Source organism: Corynebacterium sp. HMSC068H04 (genome assembly GCF_001811255.1).
Lineage (GTDB): Bacteria > Actinomycetota > Actinomycetes > Mycobacteriales > Mycobacteriaceae > Corynebacterium > Corynebacterium hesseae.
Genome location: NZ_KV804021.1, coordinates 49,161 through 69,400 on the forward strand (window position 1 = coordinate 49,161; position 20,240 = coordinate 69,400).

Consider the following 20,240-nt stretch of genomic DNA (forward strand, 5'->3'; position numbering starts at 1 on the left):
TGGCCGAAGCCGATGGTGTGTGATTGTCCCCCGTTAATGTGTCTGCGAGTTTACGGGAAGATTCTTCTGTCCGCTACGCGCCGCGTCTACTGCGCCGCACGCACGCGTTGCGCACGACGCAGCGCATCCTGGCATTCCAGCAGCACGCGGCGCAGCGCCCGAGGGCGCTCGCTGCTCAGGAACTCGCTGGTGGCGGCGTCGGCCATCGCGAGATCCGGGTAGAGCCCGCGCACGAGGCGGTTAGCAATCTCGATGGGGTGCTCCTCCCAGAGCTTCGCCAGAGAGTCGAAATACTCCTGGGCAAAGGCCTCGGTGAGGTGGGCCGAGCGCGGGGCGTTAAACGCCGCGAGTAGGGAATCCACTTCCGCGTTGGAGTACTTGCCCGGCGTGCGCACGAGGTCAAAGACTTCGCGCTTGAGCTCGGCAGATGGGAAAGCGTGGGAGGCCCCCAGGTAGGCGGCGGCACCGGTGAGCGTGTTGTCCCGCTCCTTCTCCGCCTCCAGCTCCTCGGCGCCGACGGCATCGCGGGCGGCCAGCGCGCGGAGGATGGCCCAGCGGATGTCCGGGTCGAGGGCGAGGCCGTCGAGGGAGCCGTCGTACAGCGCGCGCAGGCGCTGCGTGCCGGATTCCTCCGGCGTGGCCGCGAGTGCCTGGATGGCGGCGCGTGCGAAGGTGAGCTGTGCGTCGGAGCCAGCAGGGGCGGCCTGCAGCACCTCCCAGAGGCGCTCGGCATAATCGGCGCGAATCTCTTCGCGGTCATCCTCGCCGACGAAATGGTCGATGGCATAGCGAGCATTGGCAAAGGCCGTGGTCAGAAGCGTCGGGTTGGACTCCGCCGGGGCGTGGTTGAGCACCGTGTCCAGGTAGGAGCGCACCGGCCACTCGCCATCGCGGGTGAGGTTCCACAGGGAGGTCCAGATGACCGCGCGGGAAAGCTCATCCGGAACTTCAGACAGGCGCGTGCGGATGGTCTCCAGGGAGGTCTCGTCGAAGCGGACCTTGGCGTAGGTGTGGTCGGCGTCGTTAAGCAGCAGCAACGCCGGCGCCTGCAGCCCCGATGCCTCATCGAGGATGGTGCGCTCGCCTTCCAGGTCGACGTCGAGGGTGGCGTACTTGTTCAGGGAGTCATCGAAGAGTGCCACGTTGAGGCGGTGCGGGCGCGTGGTGTCCTCGGCCTCGACAGCGATGGCGAGCTCGTGGATCTTATCGCCGTCCGTGTGCAGCTCCGGGGTGAGCGTATCCGGGCCCCATGTGCGCAGCCAGGCTGTGGACCAAGCGTCGAGGTCGCGGTCGGTGTGCTTCTTCAGGGCCTTGAGCAGGTCCTCGAAGGTGGCGGCAGCAAAGGCGTGCTCCTGGAAGTAGTCGCGCGCGCCGGCGTAGAAGTTCTCCCGGCCCACGTAGTGCACCAGCTGCTTGAGCACCGCCGCACCCTTGGCATACGTAATGCCGTCGAAGTTCTGGCGCGCGGCATCCACGTCCGGGATCTCGGCCTTGATCGGGTGCGTGGTGGGCAGCTGATCCTGCAGGTAGGCCCAGTTCTTGCGCTGGCCGGCGAAGTTGACCCACGCCTCGGTGTATTCGGTGGCGTGCACCGAGGAATCCGCGCCCATGAACTCCGCGAAGGACTCCTTGAGCCACAGGTCATCCCACCACTGCGGGGTGACCAGGTCACCGAACCACATGTGAGACATCTCGTGCAGGATGGTATTCGTGCGCCCGGCATGCTGCGCGCGGGTGGCGGCGGAACGGAAGAGGTAGTGCTCCGTAAAGGTCACGAGGCCGGGGTTCTCCATCGCACCCAGGTTGTACTCCGGAACGAAGATGGAATCGTACTTGCCCCACGGGTACGGGTAGCCAAAGTTGCTGTGGAAGAAGTCCATGCCCTGTGCGGTGACCTGCAGGATTTCATCATCCAGGTATTCCGCCATGGAGGCGCGGGCGAAGGCGCGCAGTTCTACGCTTAAGGATCCATCGGGTGCGGTCCAGGTGCTGTGCTTCTCGACGTACGGCCCCGCCGCAAACGCCGTCAAATACGTCGACAGCAGAGGGGTCGGCGCGAAGTGCGCTACTTCCCCGCTATCCGTCTTCTCGCGGCTGACCTCCGGCTGGTTGCTGAGCAGCTGCCAGCCCTGCGGGCCGGTGAGGTGCACTTCGTAGCTTGCCTTGAGATCCGGCTGGTCAAAGCAGGGGAAGATGCGGCGGGCATCGGATGGCTCGAGGTGCGAGTAGAGGTAGGTGGTGTCATCGGCCTGGTCGTGCATGCGGTGCAGGCCCTGGCCGGTGCGGGAGTAATAGGAGGAGCCGGTGATCTCCACGGTGAGTTCCTCCCCCACTGGAAGGTTGCTCAGGTAGACCCGTCCACCGTCGAAGGTGTTCTCCACCTCCTCGCCGTTGACGCGCACTGCGTGCACGGCCTTGCCCAAGTAATCCACGAAGGTCTCGGGCTTAGTGGTGGTGAAGCTAATGCGCGAGGTGACCTCGTAAGAGTCGGCGTCGGTTGGCGCGCTCGTGACGTCGAGGTGCAGCTCGTAGGTGCTCAGGCGCAGCGCGGCGTTGCGGGCGGAAGCTTCTGCATGGGTGAGGTTTGCGGTAGTCATGTGCTACATCTTAAACTCCGCTGCGGTGCGTATCACAGGGCGGTCAAGATAGAACCCACCGCGTGTTGGGCCCGCGCTGTGGGCCATCAGGATCGATGCGCGCTTGGCCTATAGTCCGCAGGTGGCGCAGTATTCCCGTGACAGTTGCCCGGTCTACTCCCAGTTCTTCGGCGACTTCACGCGTAGTCAGTGCAGCTCCTTCTTTGAGTTGAGCCAGGATCCAGTCCTGAACGGAGGTCGCTGCGATGTGTCCTTCTATGTGAAGCCCCATCAGTGATCGGGCCTTGGTGGTAAGTATCCACTCTCGCGCTTCCCGTAGTTGTTCTATGAAACCGAGGCTCTCATACCACCGAAGGGTATCCGCAGCCTGATCTTCGCTGACTTGCATGAGTTGGGCAGCAGTGTGGCACAGCAGGATCTGGTTGTCCATAAGGTGACGGGCAATGATGAGACCATTGACGCTGTCGAAAGGCTCAGCGCCGAAAGCACCTTTGAGTTCGGTCAAGGCCTTAACAAACGCGGTGTCAACGCGGCCAGAGGACAAAATAACTTCGACGAAGGATTCCTCGGCGCGAAGTTCCGGAATATGGCGACCACTCGACAGCATCGATGCCCACATGCGGTCGAATCCACGGGAGGATTCCTCTGCTAACCCCAGCATCCTTAACGCCGTCATAAGGCGGGGATTTCGGGGAATTGATTGTGTTGTGAGAACTCGATTGCGTTGTACACCTGTGGGAAGACCACCGGGTGACCATACAGAGAAGGCTATGGGAGATTGGTCGATGACTACTGCAGCCGATGCGTCCCAGTCGCGATGGGCTAAGGCGTTGGAGACGAGTTCGTCGACAGCGGTGTCTGGGAAAGCCTTGATCGATACTTCTTGACCTGTGGCAAGTGCGATGCGCTCCACTTCTTGCTGGGCATTGACTCGAATTAGCTCTTTCAACCGCAAGTATGCGGTGATGAGGGGCGCAGAGATTTCCGTTGTTCTCGGCTCACCGCCAGGTACAAGACGGAGGAAGTGTCGAATTGTAACCTGCTGGGATACCGGAGGCATGAAGAGGATTTCGGCCGCGTATGTGGGGTTTTGTGAGCCATCCAGCAGCCCTAATTCTCCCAAAAGTTCGCGGGTCGTCGCGGGAACAGGCTCCTGGGAACCGGACATCGCTCTAGCTTGAGCTAGCAGGTGCCGCGCCTGATCGACGGCTGTCATATCGAGTTCCTCAAGTCCTCGCCGGGAGGGGTGAGCGGTGTAATCCGGGTTGGCGCGTTCAAAAAAGAGTGCGCGGCGTTGGTGCTCGGTGAGGGGTACGCAGCGAGTACCAACCCGTTTGCTTGCCTGTCCCTTCGGGCGCTGATACAGCGTGATGCCACGGGGAACGCGCAAGACGATGAGCCGGGCTCCGCACCACTCCAGCTCCTCTGCTTCGACGTGGATGTTGGGCTGTGTTCCTTCGAAGATTTTTCTTATGAGCCAGTCCAGTTCCCTCTGGGTGCCTGTAAATGCCGCTGGTCCTGATTTCTTGTCTGCGACTCCAAGCACGATGAAAGCGTTCCCGTTATCGGCATTGGAAAAGCACACGGCTTCATCGATGAGGAATTCAACAAGGGTTGCGTCTGGATTGCGATTTCTCGGGTGGACTGCAGGGTCCTCTTTGAAATCGAGAATCTCGGATTCCAGGCTATCGGCGGTTGCGCCGGTTTCAATCGAGCGCAGTGCCTGGATGATGAAGTCGAGTTCGTCCTCTCTCATGGCCTGTAGTATAGCGGAGTTGTTTCAAACAACTCCGCAACAACTAATAAACAACTATTGACTAATATGACAGCTTCTGACGCAGATTTATTCTTAAAAGTGCAGGCCACAGTGTTGCGCGAGTTGTTGAGGAGTTGTTTTAGAGTTGTTTATTACTCGGTTGTGGCGCCTTAGTTGTCAAAAAGTTGTTGCCCGCAGTACCGAAATGGGCACTACGGGCAACAACTAAAAACTACTTCTCAAGGCGAGGTATCGCGCTTGAGGGCTTACTGCTTGATGGCAGAGACCTCGAGCTCGATCTTGATCTCCTCGGAGACGAGCACGCCGCCGGTCTTCAGCGGAGCGTTGAAGTCGATGCCGAAGTCGGTGCGGTTAATGGAGGTCTTAGCCTCGAAGCCAAGGCGGGTGTTGCGGAAGGGATCCTCGGCCACGCCGGTCTCTTCTACCTTGAAATCGACGGACTTGGTGGTGCCCTTGATGGTGAGGTCACCGGTGACGGTGCCCTCACCCTCGTCGTTAACGTCGAACTTGGTCGCGGTGAAGGTCATCTCTGGGAACTTCTCAACATCGAAGAAGTCCTCATTCTTCACGTGTGCATCGCGGTCGGCGTTCTTGGTATCGATGGATGCCGTCTTTACCGTGGCGGTGGCGGCGGAGTCAGTAATGTTCTCCCCTACGGTCAGGGTGCCTTCGAACTCGTTGAAGTTGCCGCGCACCTTGGTGATCATGGCGTGGCGAGCTACAAAGCCGATAGTGGTGTGTGCCGGATCCAGTGCGTAGGTTCCTGCGGTGATAGTCATGGTTTCCTCGTTTCTTCTAGGTTTCTCTAGATTGTTGACGTGACAACAATAATTATACGCTCCTTCACTCAGCTGTCAAGGGAAGAAATCGCAAGAACACTAAAGCCCCAGACCTGCAACCCGAAACCTGCAGGGCGTCGTCAAGCGCGTGGTGTGTCTGAGTCAGCGAGCAGGGAGTTTCGGGATCGAGGTCTGGGGAAATGCGTGAGGTGGTGGGTTAGTTGGTGGGGATGCCCACCAGGGTGGCCTCCTTCAGTGTCACGGAGCCGGATTTGGGCATGTCGGTGAAGACGATGAGGGCGCCGTCGAAGGCCACGGGCTTCTCCTTGAGCTCGATGTCTTGGCGCGCGTTGGTTAGCGTGCCGTGTGCGAGCTCGGTGAGCTTGCCGGAGTCAGGATCCGTGGGGTCAAAATCCTTGGTATTAACGCCATAGACTTCGTACTTGGCGCCGGTGGACTTGCTCTGCTGAAGCGGAAGCGCTCGGAGTTGCGTGGGCTTGTCAATGCTGAGCAGGAGTCCAGTGTCTGCCTTCTTCGTGGACCATGAACCAGAAACTTCCTTGCCCTCCGGAACGGAGGTGGTCTTGACGTCCTTCAGGAGCACCGGCGGCACGTTGGGGAATGAGGTTTCAGTCGTCGATTCGCTCTTCGTCACCACGGGGGAAGTCTTTTCATTACCCACATGGGATAGGATCCACACGCTGAGCGCGGCCATCGCCACGACGAAGAGGGTGGCCAGCGCGCCTAGGACGATGATGCCGGAGCCAGAGTAACCGCGGCCGCCGAAGCCCGGAGCGGGGCTCGGGTCCTCCTTGCGCGGGGTCTCCTCGACTGGAATCTGGAGGGTCTCCTCGCCCTCGTCGCCATCGCCGGCGAAGGCCGCCAAGCGGTTGGCGATGTCCTCGAGATCGGAGTCTTGGCCCTCCTCGGCGTCGGCAGCAATCTCCTGCAGCACCTCTGGTGTCGGACTGGTGGACTCCACGAGGAGCGAGATGGCGGAGGCCAGCGCCGAGCGGTCAGTCTCCTCATCGTTGCTGTGCAGCACCGCGGGGAAGGCCAGGGTGGCAATGCCCTCGGTGGAAATGCGGATGCGGTTGCGGTTCTCAATTCCCAGCACGAGGCCCGCCGCGTGGGCAGCAGCCGTGGTGCGCACCAGCGGGACTAAGGCGTGGGCGACGGCGCGCGGATCGAGGTCCTCATCCTCCGAGACCGTCTTCAGGGAGGTGCCCTCCACCCAGTCCGCCACGACGAGGCAGCCCTGGCGGTAGGACAGGATGTCGATGTTCTCCGCCATGGCATCCAGCTCCATCTCCGCCAGGCGGCGCGTGGCGCGGGAGACCTCCGCGGAGCGGCGGGCGGCTACCGCCGGGGTGGCGGGAGCCATCGGAGCCTCGCCCGTGGTGTCCACGAATGTCAGCGATACAAGGCGGCCGGTGGCCTGCTCGCGGGCCTTCCAGAAGCGGGTACCCGCGGCAGAGCCGTAGTCCTTGAGGAGGCGGAAGCGGCCATCGGATACCGGTGCGCCCGGCACCAAGCGCGGCCCGCGGACAATACCGGCGGACATCGGCGGCGGTACCGGCGAGGAGTTGAAGGCATCCACGCTGAAGATCGGCTGGATCTCCAGCTGCTCTGGGGCCTCGACCTCGATGGCCTCGGCATGCTCGATCTTGATGATGCGGGACATGCCGGGGATGCGCTGCAGCTGGCGGCCAAGGTTGATGACTTCCGGCAAACCCGAGCGCGAAAGCACGATGCCGGTGACAGCCACGAAGATGAGGCCCGCCACGGCAAGCTTCAGCAGGTACACGAACGGCGGCACCTGCTCCGGGAGCACGAGGTTGATGACGTAATTGATGACGAAGGCCACCACGAGGCCCACGAGGGAGGCCAGTACTGACCAGATAGTCGTCGCGATAACCGCGCGGCCACCCAGGCTGCCCAGCTTTCGCTTGAGCAGGAAGCCGCCGATCACCGCGCCGGCCACGAAGCCGAAGCCATTGGCAGTGCCCAGAAGGACGACCACGCGGTCGGGGGAATCCGCCACGTGTGGGGCAAGCAGGGAGAGCACCGACTTGGTGAGCGTGATGCCAGCGATGATAAACGTCGGCGTCCACGCTTCTTCGCGGGCGTAGAAGACGCGTAGGTGCAGCAGCACGAGGGCGTATGGGATGAGGGTAAAGGCAGAGAAGCTCAGCGTGAGGCCGAGTACCTCGGCCGCCTTGGCGTTGAAGGCGCCGTATTGGAAAAGGCCGCGGGCGATCGGGATGCCGAATCCCGTCATGAAGATGACGATGGGAATCAGGGCGATAAACGTCAGCTTCGTGCCCAGCGTGAGATCCCGGACCACGGCCTTGACGTCACCGTCCGCGGCGTTGCGGGACAGGCGCGGCATAATTGCGGTGAGCAGCGTGACGCCAATGACGCCATAGGGTACCTGCAGGAGAAGCCATGCCTGCTGGTAGATAAACGGCGCTTCTTTGTCCGCATGGGCCGCCACGCGGGAGGTGATGACGTAACCCAGCTGGGAAACCGCTACGTAGGCCACGATGGCCATGGCCATCCCGCCGAATTGCTTGAGGCGGTCATCCAGGCCCCACAGCGGCTTGAGGTTAATGCCCGCCTTCTTGAGATAAGGGAAAAGGATGAGGCATTGCACCACCACACCGGCCGTGGTACCTAGGGCTAGGAGCAGCACGTGCCGGTCTGTGATCGGCGAAGGCGCATCGGGATGCAAGCTGCCCGGGAGCAGCTGGTAGGCCACGAGCACCGTGATCGAGATGATGTTATTGACCACCGGTGCCCACGCGCCTGGCCCAAAGATGCTCTTGGTGTTGAGCACCGCTTGGAAGAGCGCGAAAAGCCCGTAGAAGAAGATCTGCGGCAGCAGCAAGTAGGCAAAGGAGGTGGCCTGCACGGCATTGACCTCGCCGTCCTCCGGCAACATCATGCGCGTTAACTGCGGGGCAAAGATGCAGGAAAGCACCGTGATCGTGGCCAGCAGGGAGAAGGCCAGCGTGAAGAGGCGCCGGACAAAGTCCTCGCCACGGTCAGCGTCTTCCTTTTCCGCGCGCACCAGCACGGGCACCACGAGCGAGGTCAGCACCGCGCCCAGCACGATCTCCGTGATGAGGTTGGGCAGCTGGTTCGCCGTGGTGAAGGCGGAGGAAATAGCCGGGCCGAGCGACGAGCCGATGAGCACGTTGCGGATGAATCCCGTGATGCGGGAAATCATCGTCGCAATGGCCATGGAGCCGGTTGCGCGAACGACGGCGCCGTCGGAGTTCTTTTCGCCGGAGGGCTCACTCGAGGCAGCGGCTGCCTTGCCCTTCAGTCCCGAGCGGTCCTCGAGTTCGTCGTCGACAGCAACGACGCCACTCGGCGCGCGCTTTTCCGGTACCGGCGCCGGCGGCGAAGGCGTGACAATGCGTCGGCGGGCACCAGACTTAGGTTCATGTGTCATTGAGAAAACTATCCGTGAGACTTCTTTTTCTTCCGCTTACCCAGACGGAACAGGGCAGCTAGGATGAGGGCGAGCGCGGCGATCGCGCCGACTCCATAGACGCTAACGATACCGGCACGCGTCTGCACCGTGATATCGATTGGATCCGATATGAGGTGCTCAGATGGTGTTGCAAGCCATAGGCGCAACGACATCTGGTCAACGTTGCTGGGCAGGTCAGCGGTCATGGACACGGTAATAGATCCCTTGGCCGGGATGTGAATCAAGTCCTGCGTGTTCAACGTGGCGCCGTCGGGGGCGTCGTAGGCTAGGTGGGCGTCGACAGGCAGCGGCAGGCCGTTCTCCGCCACGATGAGCAGCGGTGATGACTCCGAAACGCGGGTAAAGACGTTGCCCGGCGGGATGAGCGCCACGGAAGCGCGAAGCTCGCGGAGCATATCCGCGTTTTTCTCCAGCCGGGCGCGGCTCCGCTCCACCGAGGATGGAAAACCGTGGATGCTGGAGCGTTCGGTAGCGCTGAGCGCCGTGAGGAGATCGCGGCGCAGGGGCGCCGTGAAGTTATAGCGCGTCATGGCGATACCGGGATCATTGACCATGATGGACATCAGCTCATCGGTATAGCGCGCCTGCTGCGTCACCTGAGTGATCTCGGCGTCGTGGAAGGCTGCGGGATCTGGGTAGGGACTTCCAGGGCTGCCGCTGCCGGGCTCGATGGGCAGCGCGGCAACGGGACGGGGCTCGAGGCGCCCGGAATTGAGCAGGCGCTGCGCTGCTTCCATCACCGCGCGCGCGGCGGCAGGGTCCTGGAAGTTCGGCAGCTTGGCCACGGTCTCCTCTTGCGCGGACGCCACGCTTATCGACGCCCCCGCCGTCAACGCCCTCGCCTGCTCCGAATCAATCGAAAAGTCGTAGCGCAGCTCCGGGTTGGAGTACCCAGTGGTCTGCGGCTTGGAACCGGTCTGGGCCAACAGTGCTCCGAGGGAGGCATCAAAGGTGGCGGCCTTGCCGGCCCACTCGGAATTATCCGCCACCAGCAGCGGGACGGGCATCGCGTGCTCGCTTGTCCCTGAGGCCGGTGCGGTCAGTGGCGTGCTGAGCGGGGCGCCGAGGACGCGCTCGATGGTGTCAGCGCCCTGCTCGACGGCCTCGTGGGTGAGCCACTCGTTTCCTACCTGGGCCACGGCATCGGTGTCTGCGTTAGCCCACGGCATGAGCATGCGGCAGTCCACCTTCTTCAGTTTCTCCAGCCACGCGGCGGCGTCTTGGGCGCCCGCGCCCGGCTTGCCGCGATCGGAATCGGCGCTGCTAAACCAGGAATCGCGCAGGCGCGTGGGGTGTTTGGCAGTAGAGGGGCGGGTCTCGTTGACGGTGTAGCCGGCGGACATGCGGTCAGCGGCGTCGACAAGCGCGGGGTCCAGGGCCACGCAGCCTGAACCGTGCAGATCATGCTGCAGGTAGGCGTCGAGCAGCTGATCGAGGCGCCCGCCCGGTGAGAGCTGTTCAGCGAGCTGCTCGCTTTCTAAGATGAGCTCCTCGCCGCCGGTATCTCCCGGCACGACGTCGACCTGGGCGGTCACGGGATAGATCAGTGAGAACTCGTGTTTGCTGTCGTCTTCTGCGTCGGGCGTCGGATCCTGATTTTCGCCCCTGAAATCCAGGATTGTCCGCTCTTCCGCAAAGCTCGTGGCCTGACCGTCGCGGGTGCCGGTGAGCGTAAATAGCAGTGGGTAGGCGCCGGGATCGGTGATGGCCAGCGTGGAGTCATCTCCCAACGCGGTGGGGACCTCCACGGTTACGTCGCGGCTCTCCCCCGGCTCCAGTGCTCCTGCGCCGAGCGAAGTCCCATAATAAGGAAAGGATCCCGCAGCGAGCTCTTGGCGGGCCTCCGTCGTGGAGTTCACAGCATTGCTGCGCCGGGAGGTTATCTGCAAGTCATCAACGGCGCTATCCGTCGGGTTGTGGATGCGCAGCTGGACTTTAAGCGTCTCCCCTACTCGCGCCTCCGTCGCGCTGAGCAAGCTGAGTTCGAGCTCATCGGGGCCGCGGGAGCCGAGCCAATAGTGGGAGTCGTTGCTCTCGGCATCGGGAGTTTGTGCCTGGGCCACGGGGACGGCGCAGCCCACCGCCAGCGCCGTGATGGCAACCGCTGCGCGCCAACTCACCGCGGAGTCGCCTTTCCTGCGGCAGCTTCCTTTCGCGCGAGATCAGGGAGGAGGTCGTGGGCGATGCGGGCCAGCTTGCGCTCGTCCGCATAGGCAAGGTGCTCGATGAGCTCGGAGACCGGGATCCAGGACACCTCGGTGACCTCTGGGTCCTCGTCATTCATGATGCCGTCCACGAAACGCAGCAGGTGGTGGTGCACGGTCTTGTGAATGCGCACGCCATCGGAGACGAACCAATAATCAATCATGCCCAGGTCCGCGAAGACCTTGCCGTGGATTCCGGTTTCCTCCCATACTTCGCGCTCGGCGGTGAGTTCCTTGGCCTCGCCGTTTTCCACATGGCCCTTCGGCATGGACCACAGCAGGCGCCCGCGGCGGTCCAACCTGCCGATGAGTGCCACATAGATCTGGGACAGGTCCACGTTGCCGTCTTCGTCGACGGCCTCCGCCAATCCGGACACGACGAGTCCGCCTGCGGACGTCTCATCCCGCGTGGTCATGCGGTTGGTGGACGTGCGCTGGGGGCGTCCCGTGCGGTGGTTCCGGTGGCCCGCGCCCCGCCGGCGGCGGCGCTTGGACCCTGGCGTGTTCTTAGTCATCCCTGCTAATCGTAGTAGACTTCGATCCGTGAATTTTCAGGACACTCAGCTAATCGGCGTTCTTGCTCGCGCGGACGCCACCGTCGCCCAGCTCAGTGGCCTCCTCAGTGGCCTGGTGGAACGCTTCGCGCTTCACGACGCCCCCCTCTACCTCGTCGGCGGCTCCGTCCGCGATGCCCTGCTCGGCCGCCTGGGCAATGATCTCGACTTCACCACCCCGGCCCGGCCCGACGTGGTGTATTCGATTCTGGAGGAGTGGGCGGAAACCGTGTGGGATACCGGCATCGACTTCGGTACTGTCTCGGCGGCTTATAAGGGCCAGCAGATTGAGATCACCACCTTCCGCTCTGATAGCTACGACGGCGATTCCCGCAACCCCGAGGTGGTCTACGGCGACACGCTCGAGGGCGATCTCGTGCGCCGCGATTTCAAGGTCAACGCCATGGCCATCGAGCTGCGCCCGGACGGTACCCGCGAATTCCACGATCCGATGGGCGGACTCGATGACCTGGCGAATCGCATCCTCGATACCCCGGATGCGCCGGAGATTTCCTTCCACGATGATCCTCTTCGCATGCTCCGCGCTGCGCGATTCGCGGCGCAGTTGGAGTTTGACGTCGCCCAGCGCGTGCGCGATGCCATGAAGGACATGGCCGCTGAAATCCAGCGCATCACCGTGGAGCGCGTGCAGGTGGAGCTCAACAAGCTCATCTGCGGTGTCGCGCCGTGGAAGGGTATTGACCTGCTTGTTGATTCCGGGATTGCTGATTATGTTTTTCCGGAGATCCCGGCTTTGCGCATGGCTCCCGACGAGCACGCGCAGCACAAGGACGTGTACGCGCACTCGCTGACTGTACTTCGGCAGGCCATGGAGCAGGAGGAAGACGGTCCCGATCTCATTCTTCGGTGGGCTGCCCTGCTCCATGACATTGGCAAGCCGGATACCCGCGACACCACCGACGGCAAGGTCAGCTTCCACCACCACGAGGTTGTTGGTGCGAAGCTCACCCGCAAGCGCCTGCGCAAGCTGAAATTCCCCAAGGCCACGACCGAAGATATCGGCCAGCTGGTCTACCTGCACATGCGTTTCCACGGTTTCGGCGATGGCCAGTGGACCGATTCCGCCGTGCGCCGTTATGTCACCGATGCCGGCGATCTTCTCCCGCGCCTGCACAAACTTGTGCGAGCCGATTGCACCACCCGCAATGAGCGCAAGGCCCGCCGTCTCCAGCGCACGTACGATCAGCTGGAGGAACGCATCGCGGATATCGCGGCTAAGGAAGACCTCGCCCGTGTGCGCCCAGACCTCGACGGCAACGAGATCATGGAGATCCTCGGCCTTGAACCCGGCCCGGAGGTCGGCCAGGCCTGGTCTTACCTCAAGGAGCTGCGTCTGGAGGAAGGCCCTCTGGAGCGCGAGGTTGCTATTGCGAAGCTGCGCGAGTGGTGGAATTCTAGATAGGGATGTACGCAGACAGACTTTTCAACGCCCTTGAGCGCAATGATCCCGCCCCTGGCCAGCTCCTCGTGGCGGCTCCCGACGTTCTCGCGCCCCAGTACAATCGCTCCGTCATCCTCATCACCGAGCAACATGCCGGGCGCACGTATGGAGTGGATCTGACTAAGCGCTCCGAGGTCGCGGTCTTCAACGTCATGCCGGAGTGGCTGCCCGTGGTGGCTAAGCCGCAGGCCCTCTACATCGGCGGCCCGCACGACCAGCAGGCGGCCATCGGCGTGGCGCTGACCAAGCAGGGCGTGGACATCGAGAAGCAGCCTTCGCTGAGCCGCCTCGCCCCACGGGTGGCACTCGTCGATCTGCGCGTGGGTCCCGATGCCGTCACCGAACTGGTGGAAGGTATGCGTCTTTTCGCTGGTCATTTCGAGTGGGGACCGGGCGAACTCGATGAGGAAATTGATCGCGGTGAGTGGTACGTGGCCCCTGCCCTGCCCCAGGACGTAGTCTCCTCCGGATCGACAGATACGTGGTCAGACGTCATGCGCCGCCAAGCCATGCCCCTGCCGTTGTTTGCCACCTTCCCGCGCTATATCGATGAAGATAATTAGAGTTCCTCTCCACCCTCTGCGCTAACATCTCTGCCATGCGTGCGGAGATCATCAAGGCAATACGGACCTGCATGCCCATTGCCGTGGGGGTGGTGCCGCTGGGCCTCGCCTTCGGCGTGCTCATGGTCCAGACCGGTTTCGACTGGTGGTGGACCCCCATCTTTTCCATCGTTATTTACGCTGGCTCGATGGAGTTCCTCGCCATTTCCATGGTGACCGGCGGCGTGACGCCCGCCGTTGCCGCGGTGACGGGTTTCATGGTGAACTTCCGCCACATCTTCTACGGGTTAACCTTTCCGCGCGATGAGATTCGGAATCGTTTCGGCCGCGCCTACTCCACGTACGCGCTGACCGACGAATCCTATGCCGTCCTCTCCGCCTTTCCCCGCGGCTCGCGCCCGAGTGGTGCATTTGTCTTCACCGTGCAGCTTTTCTGCCAGGTGCTGTGGGTTGTCTCGGGCATCATTGGTGCGCTGGCAGGCCAGGCCATTCCGCCCTCGGTGAAGGGTCTGGATTTCGCCCTCGTCGCCTTGTTCATCGTCCTGGCGATTGATTCCTTCCAGAACAACAAGGATTACTCGCTTCCGCTGTCTGCTGCGGTCCTGGGTGTCCTCGCGGGCTGTCTGTTTCCAGGGCAGCTACTCATGGTGGCGCTGAGCGCCTATTTTCTGCTCTTGGTGGTGCGCTACCTCTCTCCTCGTGTCGACAGCGCGATGATTCTACGCAGGGAGTCCTAATGCCAGCTGGAGTAACCCTGCTCAGCATCCTCGCCGTGCTTATCCCCGTCGGGGTGGTGACGGTTGTTTTGCGCTGGCTTCCCTTCGTCTTTGTGAAGGCCCTAAAGGATAGCCAATTCATTAGCGTGCTGGGCTTCACTATGCCCGTGGGCGTGATGACGGTCCTGGTGGTTTACACCTTGTTTAGCCAGACCCAAGACACGGGAAGCTTTGTGGCTCCCCTTGTAGGCGCCGCGGCTACTGCCCTGCTGCACCTGTGGCGCCGCAACTCCGGCTTGTCCATCTTCGGAGGCACCGCCGTGTACATGCTGTTGGTGAACGTGGTGCTTTAAAAGTCCCCGTACAGGGCGATGGCCTCTGTCCACAGGGAGTGGAACTGGAAGGCGTCGATAAGCTCGGCGTTGATGTCGGGGAATGCGTCGTAGGTGTCGGGGTGTGGAACCACGCGCTGTGGGACCTCGGCATTGCCCACTGAGGTCTCCGGTGTTGCAGCGCCGACGATGGAGTCATTCGGAGCGAGGGCGATCATGCGCAGCATTGAGCAGGCCTCAGCGTTGATTTCCTCAAGCTCCGCGATGTGTGTGGCGGTGCCGACCTCCGGGATGGTCATGGTGGTGCGAACATAAAGCTTTTTCATGTGCTCTCACTCTACCCGGGCGTAGCCCGCCGCCATAGACGCGCAGATCATCAATTGGACCTGGTGGTAAATCATGAGGGGAAGGATGAGCAGCCCCAATGAGGTGCCGCCGGAGGCAAAAATCACCGAGGCCATGGGTAATCCGGTGGCCAGGGATTTCTTTGACCCGCAGAACTGAATAGCAATGGTGTCTTCTCTGTTGAACCCCAGCTTCTGGCTGACCGCCTTGGTGAGCCAGAGCATGAAGAAGACGAATGCTGTTGAGAAGACAATCTGAAACAGAATCTGCCATACGCTAATCGACGCCCAGATCCCGTCCACCATTCCCTTAGAAAAGGCCGCATAGACGACCATCGCGATGGAGCCTCGGTCCACCACTTTCGTGGCTTTGCTTGCCGCGAGTTTGCCCACCCATTTTCTGGTGAGCTGGCCGAGCACGAAAGGTAGGAGCAAAAGAACAGAAATCTCAAAGAAAACAGAGCTATCGATGTGTATCCCATCGCCGGCCCCCATGAGTGCCATGACGAGCAATGGCGTAAGCAGAACTCCAGCGAGGTTTGAGGCAGACGCAGAGACGATTGCTCCGGGAACATTTCCGCGGGCGATCGAGGTAAAGGCTACCGACGATTGCACTGTTGACGGTACAAGCGTGAGGTAGAGAATTCCCAAGTAAAGATCGTTTGGGATGAACGCGGTGAGCGGGCGCAGCGCGAGGCCGATGATTGGGTAGACCACAAAGGTAAACGCCAGAATAGTGAGATGGAGCTTCCAGTGTTTGATCCCGTTGATGGCTTCGCGCGTTGAGAGTCGGGCGCCGTAGAGGAAGAAGAGAAGGGCGATCGCTATATTCGTGAGGACATCGAAGCTGTCTGCAAAGCTTCCCCGCGCGGGAAAAGCAATAGCGATTGCGACGGCGCACAGGATGAGGACGATGAGGGGGTCGAGTCTTTTTAGGCGCTCAATCATAGAAGAGAGTCTAGACGCCCCTCACGGTTTCACGTGAAACATCTTTTCAAACCCCCTGAGTCGCCAGGGATATCCATTAGGCGGAGACGTTTTTGACTGTTCCCCCGTTGTTTTCCACTCCGTACTCAGTGAGCGGTTTAGGGCTGGGGCCGCCGGTGACTTCGCCGCTGCTGAGGTCAAAGCTTGAGTAGTGACTCGTGCACGTGGTGGTCAAGCCTTCAATCTTCGTGATGAGGGAACCCTGGTGCGGGCAGGTCTGCGAATATGCTTTGAACTCTCCCTCGGTGGGTTGAGCGAAGATCACCTTGTCTACAATGATGGCGGAGCCAACGGGGATTTCCGTCGCTGCGACTTCCGCGGAAGGCTCCTTGCCACAGGCGGCGAGGTAGGCCCCAGCAAAGGTAGTCGCAGTACCGAGCAGGAAAAGGCGGCGTGAACACGTAGTCATGTGGATTACTCTATCTGATTCAGCGGCAGTGTAGGGAGAGGACAATGTGCTGTTAGCTAAGTTTGCCGTCCCACACGGGAAGCTCCTCTTCCCTGCTGCCGCTGAAATCGTAGGCACCGTATGATGTGCCGACATCGCTATAGATCGTCCCAGCTTCGTTGTGTGCTCCGCGACGTTCTCCGGCGAGTGCATACGTGGCCCCCGCGCCGAGGATGCTGAGGCTGAGCGCTGTTGCAGCGACGAGCCGTAGCGCTTTAGTTTTGGTGTTCTTGGTCATGAACACGATCGTGCGCCGCCCGACTCCTGTTGTCACGTCACATTGCCGTGTTCCCACGTAATTGATGTTTAGCTCTCAGTGCCCGCACAGGACAAAGAAAGGTGGCCAGACCAATCATCGGGTCTACCCGGTGTTGAGCTGGCCACCTAAAATATAGTTTGTGATGAAATCATATGGGGACTTCTGTTTGCCCAGAATACGTCACTGTGCTGAAAAAGCCGCTCTAGTCTCGGCCCGCCTTGTCGGCGTGTTGTGCTGCGGCACGGATCGCGGAGACGTCGACAGCCGGCGCCTCTCCCCCGCAGCCGCCGTCGCCACAGTTGCAGGAATCGCCGCAACCATCGTCGTCTTTATGGGCTTGGTCCCACAGGTAGGCCGCGCGGGCACCCATATTGGAGCCGATGGAGAGCGCGAGGACAGCTACGACGGCTGTGAGTGCGGGGATTAGCCACATCCAACCTTCGGCGCGAAGCGCGATAACGCCACCGAAAACGAGAGCGATGCCTCCCAGGAACCAGAACGGGCCCGCAATAGCGTGGGCGTTGTCCCATGCCTCCCGGGTTTTGCGGATCTCCGCGAGACGCAATCCAACAACACTGTTGCCGGGGAGTTTACGGAGTGTGGCAAGGCCGCCGACGATGATGAGGACCGCGGCAAGGATGAGGAAGATGATTCCGACTACGAGCATGCGTCTAAGTCTATCCCGCTTCCTAGCTAGCGAGAAAGCTGGTTCAATTTATTCGTTTCGTGCTGTAATATACATTTCGTGTCGCTTGGTAGATAAATAGGCGTTTATCGCCGGGCGAGAAACTCGTAGTGGTATCAACCATAGAAAAGACTCAATCATGACATTCAAGAGTGTTCTCAACTCTCTGCTGTTCAAGATTATCGTAGCGATAGTCTTGGGCATCATAGTTAGCCAATTCGCCCCCGAGTGGTTCGGCAGGGCCTTCGCAACATACAACGGACTGTTCTCGAATTTTCTTGGCTTCTTCATCCCCATTCTGATTCTTGCTCTCGTGGCACCGGCAATCGCGGGCCTCGGTCGCGGTGCCGGCAAGTGGCTGGGTATTACTGCCGGAATTGCGTATGGTTCCACTATCGTGGCAGGCCTCGTTGCCTACGGTTTGACCCAGGTCCTGTACCCCACGTTGCTTGGTGGGCAGACGCTCAACACTGATGTTGCTGACATCGATGCCGGAGCGCTCGAGCCCTACTTCACCGTTGAGATGCCGGCTCCATTCGAAGTTATGACGGCGCTGCTGTTGTCCTTCTGCGTTGGCGTGGCGATGACCACTGTGAAATCCGACAACCTTTACGCGATTACCAAGGAATTTGAGAACGTCGTCATCAAGGTGATCTGGGGCTTTGTGATTCCCCTCCTGCCGTTCTATATCTTCGGCATGTTCCTCTCCTTGGGTATGAATGGCAATATCGGGACGGTCCTCGTTGCCTTCGCCAAGGTTCTTTTGCTTGCGGTCCTCATGACGCTGGTTTACCTCGTGCTTCAATACATCATCGCCGGCGCAATTGCGGGTAAGAATCCATTCCGAGCATTGAAGAACATGGCACCGGCCTACTTCACTGCGTTGGGTACTTCCTCTTCGGCGGCGACGATTCCGGTGACATTGGACGCCACGTTGAAGAACGGTATTACCAAGCCCGTTGCTGGCTTTGTCATCCCCCTCTGTGCGACCATTCACCTTTCTGGTTCGATGATCAAGCTGACGTTGTACGCCTTCGCGATTGTGTACATGGCTGATGGTATGGAAGCAGATTTGGGTAAGGCCTTGGGCTTCATCCTGCTTCTTGGAATCATGATGATCGCGGCCCCCGGTGTTCCGGGCGGTGCCGTGATGGTTGCGGTTGGTCTGTTGCAATCCAATATGGGCTTTGATGATTCGATGGTGGCACTGATGATTGCCGCTTACATCGCTATCGATTCCGTGGGTACGGCCGCGAACGTTACTGGCGACGGCGCTATCGCCATGATTGTTGACCGTTTCGCTCGTAATAAAATTGATGGGTTGGAGGCCGAGGCCGACGCCTCTGCTGCCGACGAGGAGCTCAGCAAAGCTTAGGTTTCAAGCTTAGGTTTCACGTGAAACCCTGAGAGCTTCCCCCTCCCCTAGCTTGCGTTCCATTTCTGGTCTATACGTCTAGACCAATCAATTGGAAGGTTGGCTGCGGGAGGGGGAATTTTATATGCCTTGTTGCCGACGTCGCGGGCCGCTCGGTCGTGCAAGGTGTTGCCAAATTACTTCCCTAAAACCGAAGTGGCTCTTGTGGGACGAGCTTAGAACATGTATTCTAAAGGTGGGAGTGGGGGAAGCAATTATCCGGCTAGTTTAGGGATGTAGCTCCCCATGGGAATCACAACAAATTCTTCAACCTCGGTACCTACTGCGTATTTTTCTCACTCAAACCCGCATGATCCAGAATGTATGGCGGGGCAACTCATGCGAAGAATAGAGTATGAGTTTTGGTCACGTGTCCAGCCGCCGCTCGACGCAGATTCAGACACTGCATTTATGACCCTAGGCCAAAAGACGGGAAAGTCTCCGGCACATGTGGCGCGGAATGTCATGGGGCTTATTCGTCTCAGTGAATTGCCGAAGGTGAAGGCGATGCAAGACTCTGAATACCTACTCGATATGCAAGCCTTGGTTGCTATTGATCAAGTACTGGCAAAGCTGGGCAACCCTATTTCGTCAGTTATCTCAGAGATCGATAGTCAGTTGGCGGCGTGGCTAACACCGACTAAACCCAACCAGGTCTTTCCCAGCGCAGAAAAGATTCGGCGCAAAGTGCGCGACATCGCTAAGGTCTTGGATGATTCAATCGCGTTCCGGGATAAGCGGAAGAAGAACCGGTATTCACTCCTCACCCGGGGAGAACGTGCCTCGATCGAGTTAGAGGTCGATAGCAACGTCGGCGTCGTAATCCACGAGACAATCAAGCTGGCCGCAAAAGAGCATGACGTCTCGATGGCGGATGCCTTAGTTCTCCTCATTACGGGCAAGATTCAGCCGGAGCCTGGAAAAGTTGTTGTGCATGAATTCAAAGCCACTGACGTGGAGGGAGCGCCGGTCTATGTTCAGGGACACGGCTGGACCGGTGAAGGAGTCCCAGCGTCGAGGACTGTGACGAGAGACTTTAGTGAAGCGCCAGAACCGTGTGAAGGCTACCAGCCCTCAGATTTCACGCGAAAGTATGTCGAGGGGCGCGACGGGACCTGTCGGGCGCCTGGCTGTAATCGACCGGCGTGGACATGCCAATTGGACCACAGGATTAACTACGCCGACGGTGGCCCTACGCACCCATCTAACCTGGTTGCCCTTTGTCAGCACCACCACAACATGAAAACTGACGGACGGGCTTTCTATATCCTGGACCCAGTTACTGGTGATGTTGTCTGGTTGTTTGAGGACGGCACCTGGGCGGTGACTGAAGCAACCGGTCCCCTGGCCCCGGCGTCTAAGGTGTGGGCACGAACCGTCGCGGAAGATGTCATTGCTCACCGGCGGAAGATGCACGAAGAGGCCAAAGCCTTGAAGGTTGAGCTTGATGGCGGAGAGTTGGTCGAAGTCTTCGACAGGACGGACCCGGCGGATCGCTACTCGAACGCATCCGATGATATCCCCTTCTGAGGGCCAAGCGACTATCGCTGTTGGGGATTAGGGAATTAAGGAGGCTTTGGAAGGCACAGAAGGCGGCATTATTAGTGATTGCTGGCT

17 protein-coding genes are annotated in these 20,240 nt (G+C 60.3%); 6 read left to right on the forward strand and 11 right to left on the reverse strand.

All coding sequences use genetic code 11. The features are described from left to right. Nucleotides 1–86 precede the first annotated feature (86 nt). The 6 genes from pepN to HMPREF2792_RS11085 form a co-directional block, all read right to left on the reverse strand. Nucleotides 87–2,597: an aminopeptidase N gene (gene pepN, locus HMPREF2792_RS11060; protein WP_070533606.1), complete on the reverse strand. Its 2,511-nt coding sequence runs from the start codon at nucleotides 2,595–2,597 to the stop codon at nucleotides 87–89. Nucleotides 2,598–2,640: 43 nt separating this feature from the next. Further along, on the reverse strand, nucleotides 2,641–4,353 hold the full coding sequence (locus HMPREF2792_RS11065; RefSeq protein ID WP_070533607.1) for an ATP-binding protein: 1,713 nt from the start codon (nucleotides 4,351–4,353) through the stop codon (nucleotides 2,641–2,643). 266 nt (nucleotides 4,354–4,619) lie between these two features. Next, a complete protein-coding gene (locus HMPREF2792_RS11070; RefSeq protein WP_070533609.1) occupies nucleotides 4,620–5,153 on the reverse strand; it encodes a YceI family protein in 534 nt (177 codons plus the stop codon). Between the two features lie 217 nt (nucleotides 5,154–5,370). Beyond that, nucleotides 5,371–8,613, reverse strand: coding sequence for a murein biosynthesis integral membrane protein MurJ (gene murJ, locus HMPREF2792_RS11075; protein WP_070533611.1), 3,243 nt, complete (start codon nucleotides 8,611–8,613; stop codon nucleotides 5,371–5,373). Between the two features lie 8 nt (nucleotides 8,614–8,621). Then, nucleotides 8,622–10,775 carry a hypothetical protein gene (locus tag HMPREF2792_RS11080; protein ID WP_070533613.1) on the reverse strand — a complete coding sequence of 718 codons (2,154 nt, stop codon included), beginning with the start codon at nucleotides 10,773–10,775 and terminating at the stop codon, nucleotides 8,622–8,624. Further along, a complete protein-coding gene (locus HMPREF2792_RS11085) occupies nucleotides 10,772–11,374 on the reverse strand; it encodes an NUDIX hydrolase (RefSeq protein WP_010188049.1) in 603 nt (200 codons plus the stop codon). Before HMPREF2792_RS11085 ends, HMPREF2792_RS11080 begins: the two co-directional genes overlap by 4 nt. 28 nt (nucleotides 11,375–11,402) lie before the next feature. Between HMPREF2792_RS11085 and HMPREF2792_RS11090 the strand changes: the two genes are divergently transcribed. From HMPREF2792_RS11090 to HMPREF2792_RS11105, 4 genes are read left to right on the forward strand one after another with little or no spacing between them, the layout of a single operon-like run. Then, nucleotides 11,403–12,836, forward strand: a complete 1,434-nt coding sequence (locus HMPREF2792_RS11090; RefSeq protein WP_070533615.1) for a CCA tRNA nucleotidyltransferase — start codon at nucleotides 11,403–11,405, stop codon at nucleotides 12,834–12,836. Between the two features lie 2 nt (nucleotides 12,837–12,838). Next, on the forward strand, nucleotides 12,839–13,438 hold the full coding sequence (locus HMPREF2792_RS11095) for a YqgE/AlgH family protein (RefSeq protein WP_070533618.1): 600 nt from the start codon (nucleotides 12,839–12,841) through the stop codon (nucleotides 13,436–13,438). Between the two features lie 35 nt (nucleotides 13,439–13,473). Continuing rightward, complete coding sequence (locus HMPREF2792_RS11100) at nucleotides 13,474–14,175, forward strand: AzlC family ABC transporter permease (RefSeq protein ID WP_070533620.1); 702 nt, start codon at nucleotides 13,474–13,476, stop codon at nucleotides 14,173–14,175. Then, nucleotides 14,175–14,507 (forward strand): branched-chain amino acid transporter permease, encoded by a 333-nt coding sequence (locus tag HMPREF2792_RS11105; protein WP_070521883.1) that lies wholly within the window; start codon nucleotides 14,175–14,177, stop codon nucleotides 14,505–14,507. Before HMPREF2792_RS11100 ends, HMPREF2792_RS11105 begins: the two co-directional genes overlap by 1 nt. Here the strand turns inward: HMPREF2792_RS11105 and HMPREF2792_RS11110 are convergent. From HMPREF2792_RS11110 to HMPREF2792_RS11130, 5 genes are all read right to left on the reverse strand, one after another. Then, on the reverse strand, nucleotides 14,504–14,812 hold the full coding sequence (locus HMPREF2792_RS11110; protein WP_070521880.1) for a hypothetical protein: 309 nt from the start codon (nucleotides 14,810–14,812) through the stop codon (nucleotides 14,504–14,506). The two genes, HMPREF2792_RS11105 and HMPREF2792_RS11110, sit on opposite strands and share 4 nt — an antisense overlap. 6 nt (nucleotides 14,813–14,818) lie before the next feature. Next, nucleotides 14,819–15,778, reverse strand: coding sequence for a bile acid:sodium symporter family protein (locus HMPREF2792_RS11115; protein ID WP_070533622.1), 960 nt, complete (start codon nucleotides 15,776–15,778; stop codon nucleotides 14,819–14,821). Nucleotides 15,779–15,854: 76 nt separating this feature from the next. Next, the gene (locus HMPREF2792_RS11120) at nucleotides 15,855–16,226 is read right to left on the reverse strand and encodes a Rieske (2Fe-2S) protein (protein WP_070533624.1); all 372 of its coding nucleotides are present in this window, start codon (nucleotides 16,224–16,226) and stop codon (nucleotides 15,855–15,857) included. 52 nt (nucleotides 16,227–16,278) lie between these two features. Further along, on the reverse strand, nucleotides 16,279–16,503 hold the full coding sequence (locus HMPREF2792_RS11125; protein WP_070533626.1) for a hypothetical protein: 225 nt from the start codon (nucleotides 16,501–16,503) through the stop codon (nucleotides 16,279–16,281). A 223-nt stretch (nucleotides 16,504–16,726) separates the two neighbouring features. Continuing rightward, the gene (locus tag HMPREF2792_RS11130; protein WP_070533628.1) at nucleotides 16,727–17,191 is read right to left on the reverse strand and encodes an SdpI family protein; all 465 of its coding nucleotides are present in this window, start codon (nucleotides 17,189–17,191) and stop codon (nucleotides 16,727–16,729) included. 157 nt (nucleotides 17,192–17,348) lie between these two features. On the opposite strand from HMPREF2792_RS11130, the gene HMPREF2792_RS11135 reads away from it, so the two are divergent. Both HMPREF2792_RS11135 and HMPREF2792_RS11140 read left to right on the forward strand, forming a co-directional pair. Continuing rightward, nucleotides 17,349–18,584, forward strand: a complete 1,236-nt coding sequence (locus tag HMPREF2792_RS11135) for a dicarboxylate/amino acid:cation symporter (RefSeq protein ID WP_070533630.1) — start codon at nucleotides 17,349–17,351, stop codon at nucleotides 18,582–18,584. Between the two features lie 450 nt (nucleotides 18,585–19,034). Next, complete coding sequence (locus HMPREF2792_RS11140; protein WP_232748535.1) at nucleotides 19,035–20,153, forward strand: HNH endonuclease signature motif containing protein; 1,119 nt, start codon at nucleotides 19,035–19,037, stop codon at nucleotides 20,151–20,153. The last annotated feature ends 87 nt before the right edge of the window (nucleotides 20,154–20,240 follow it).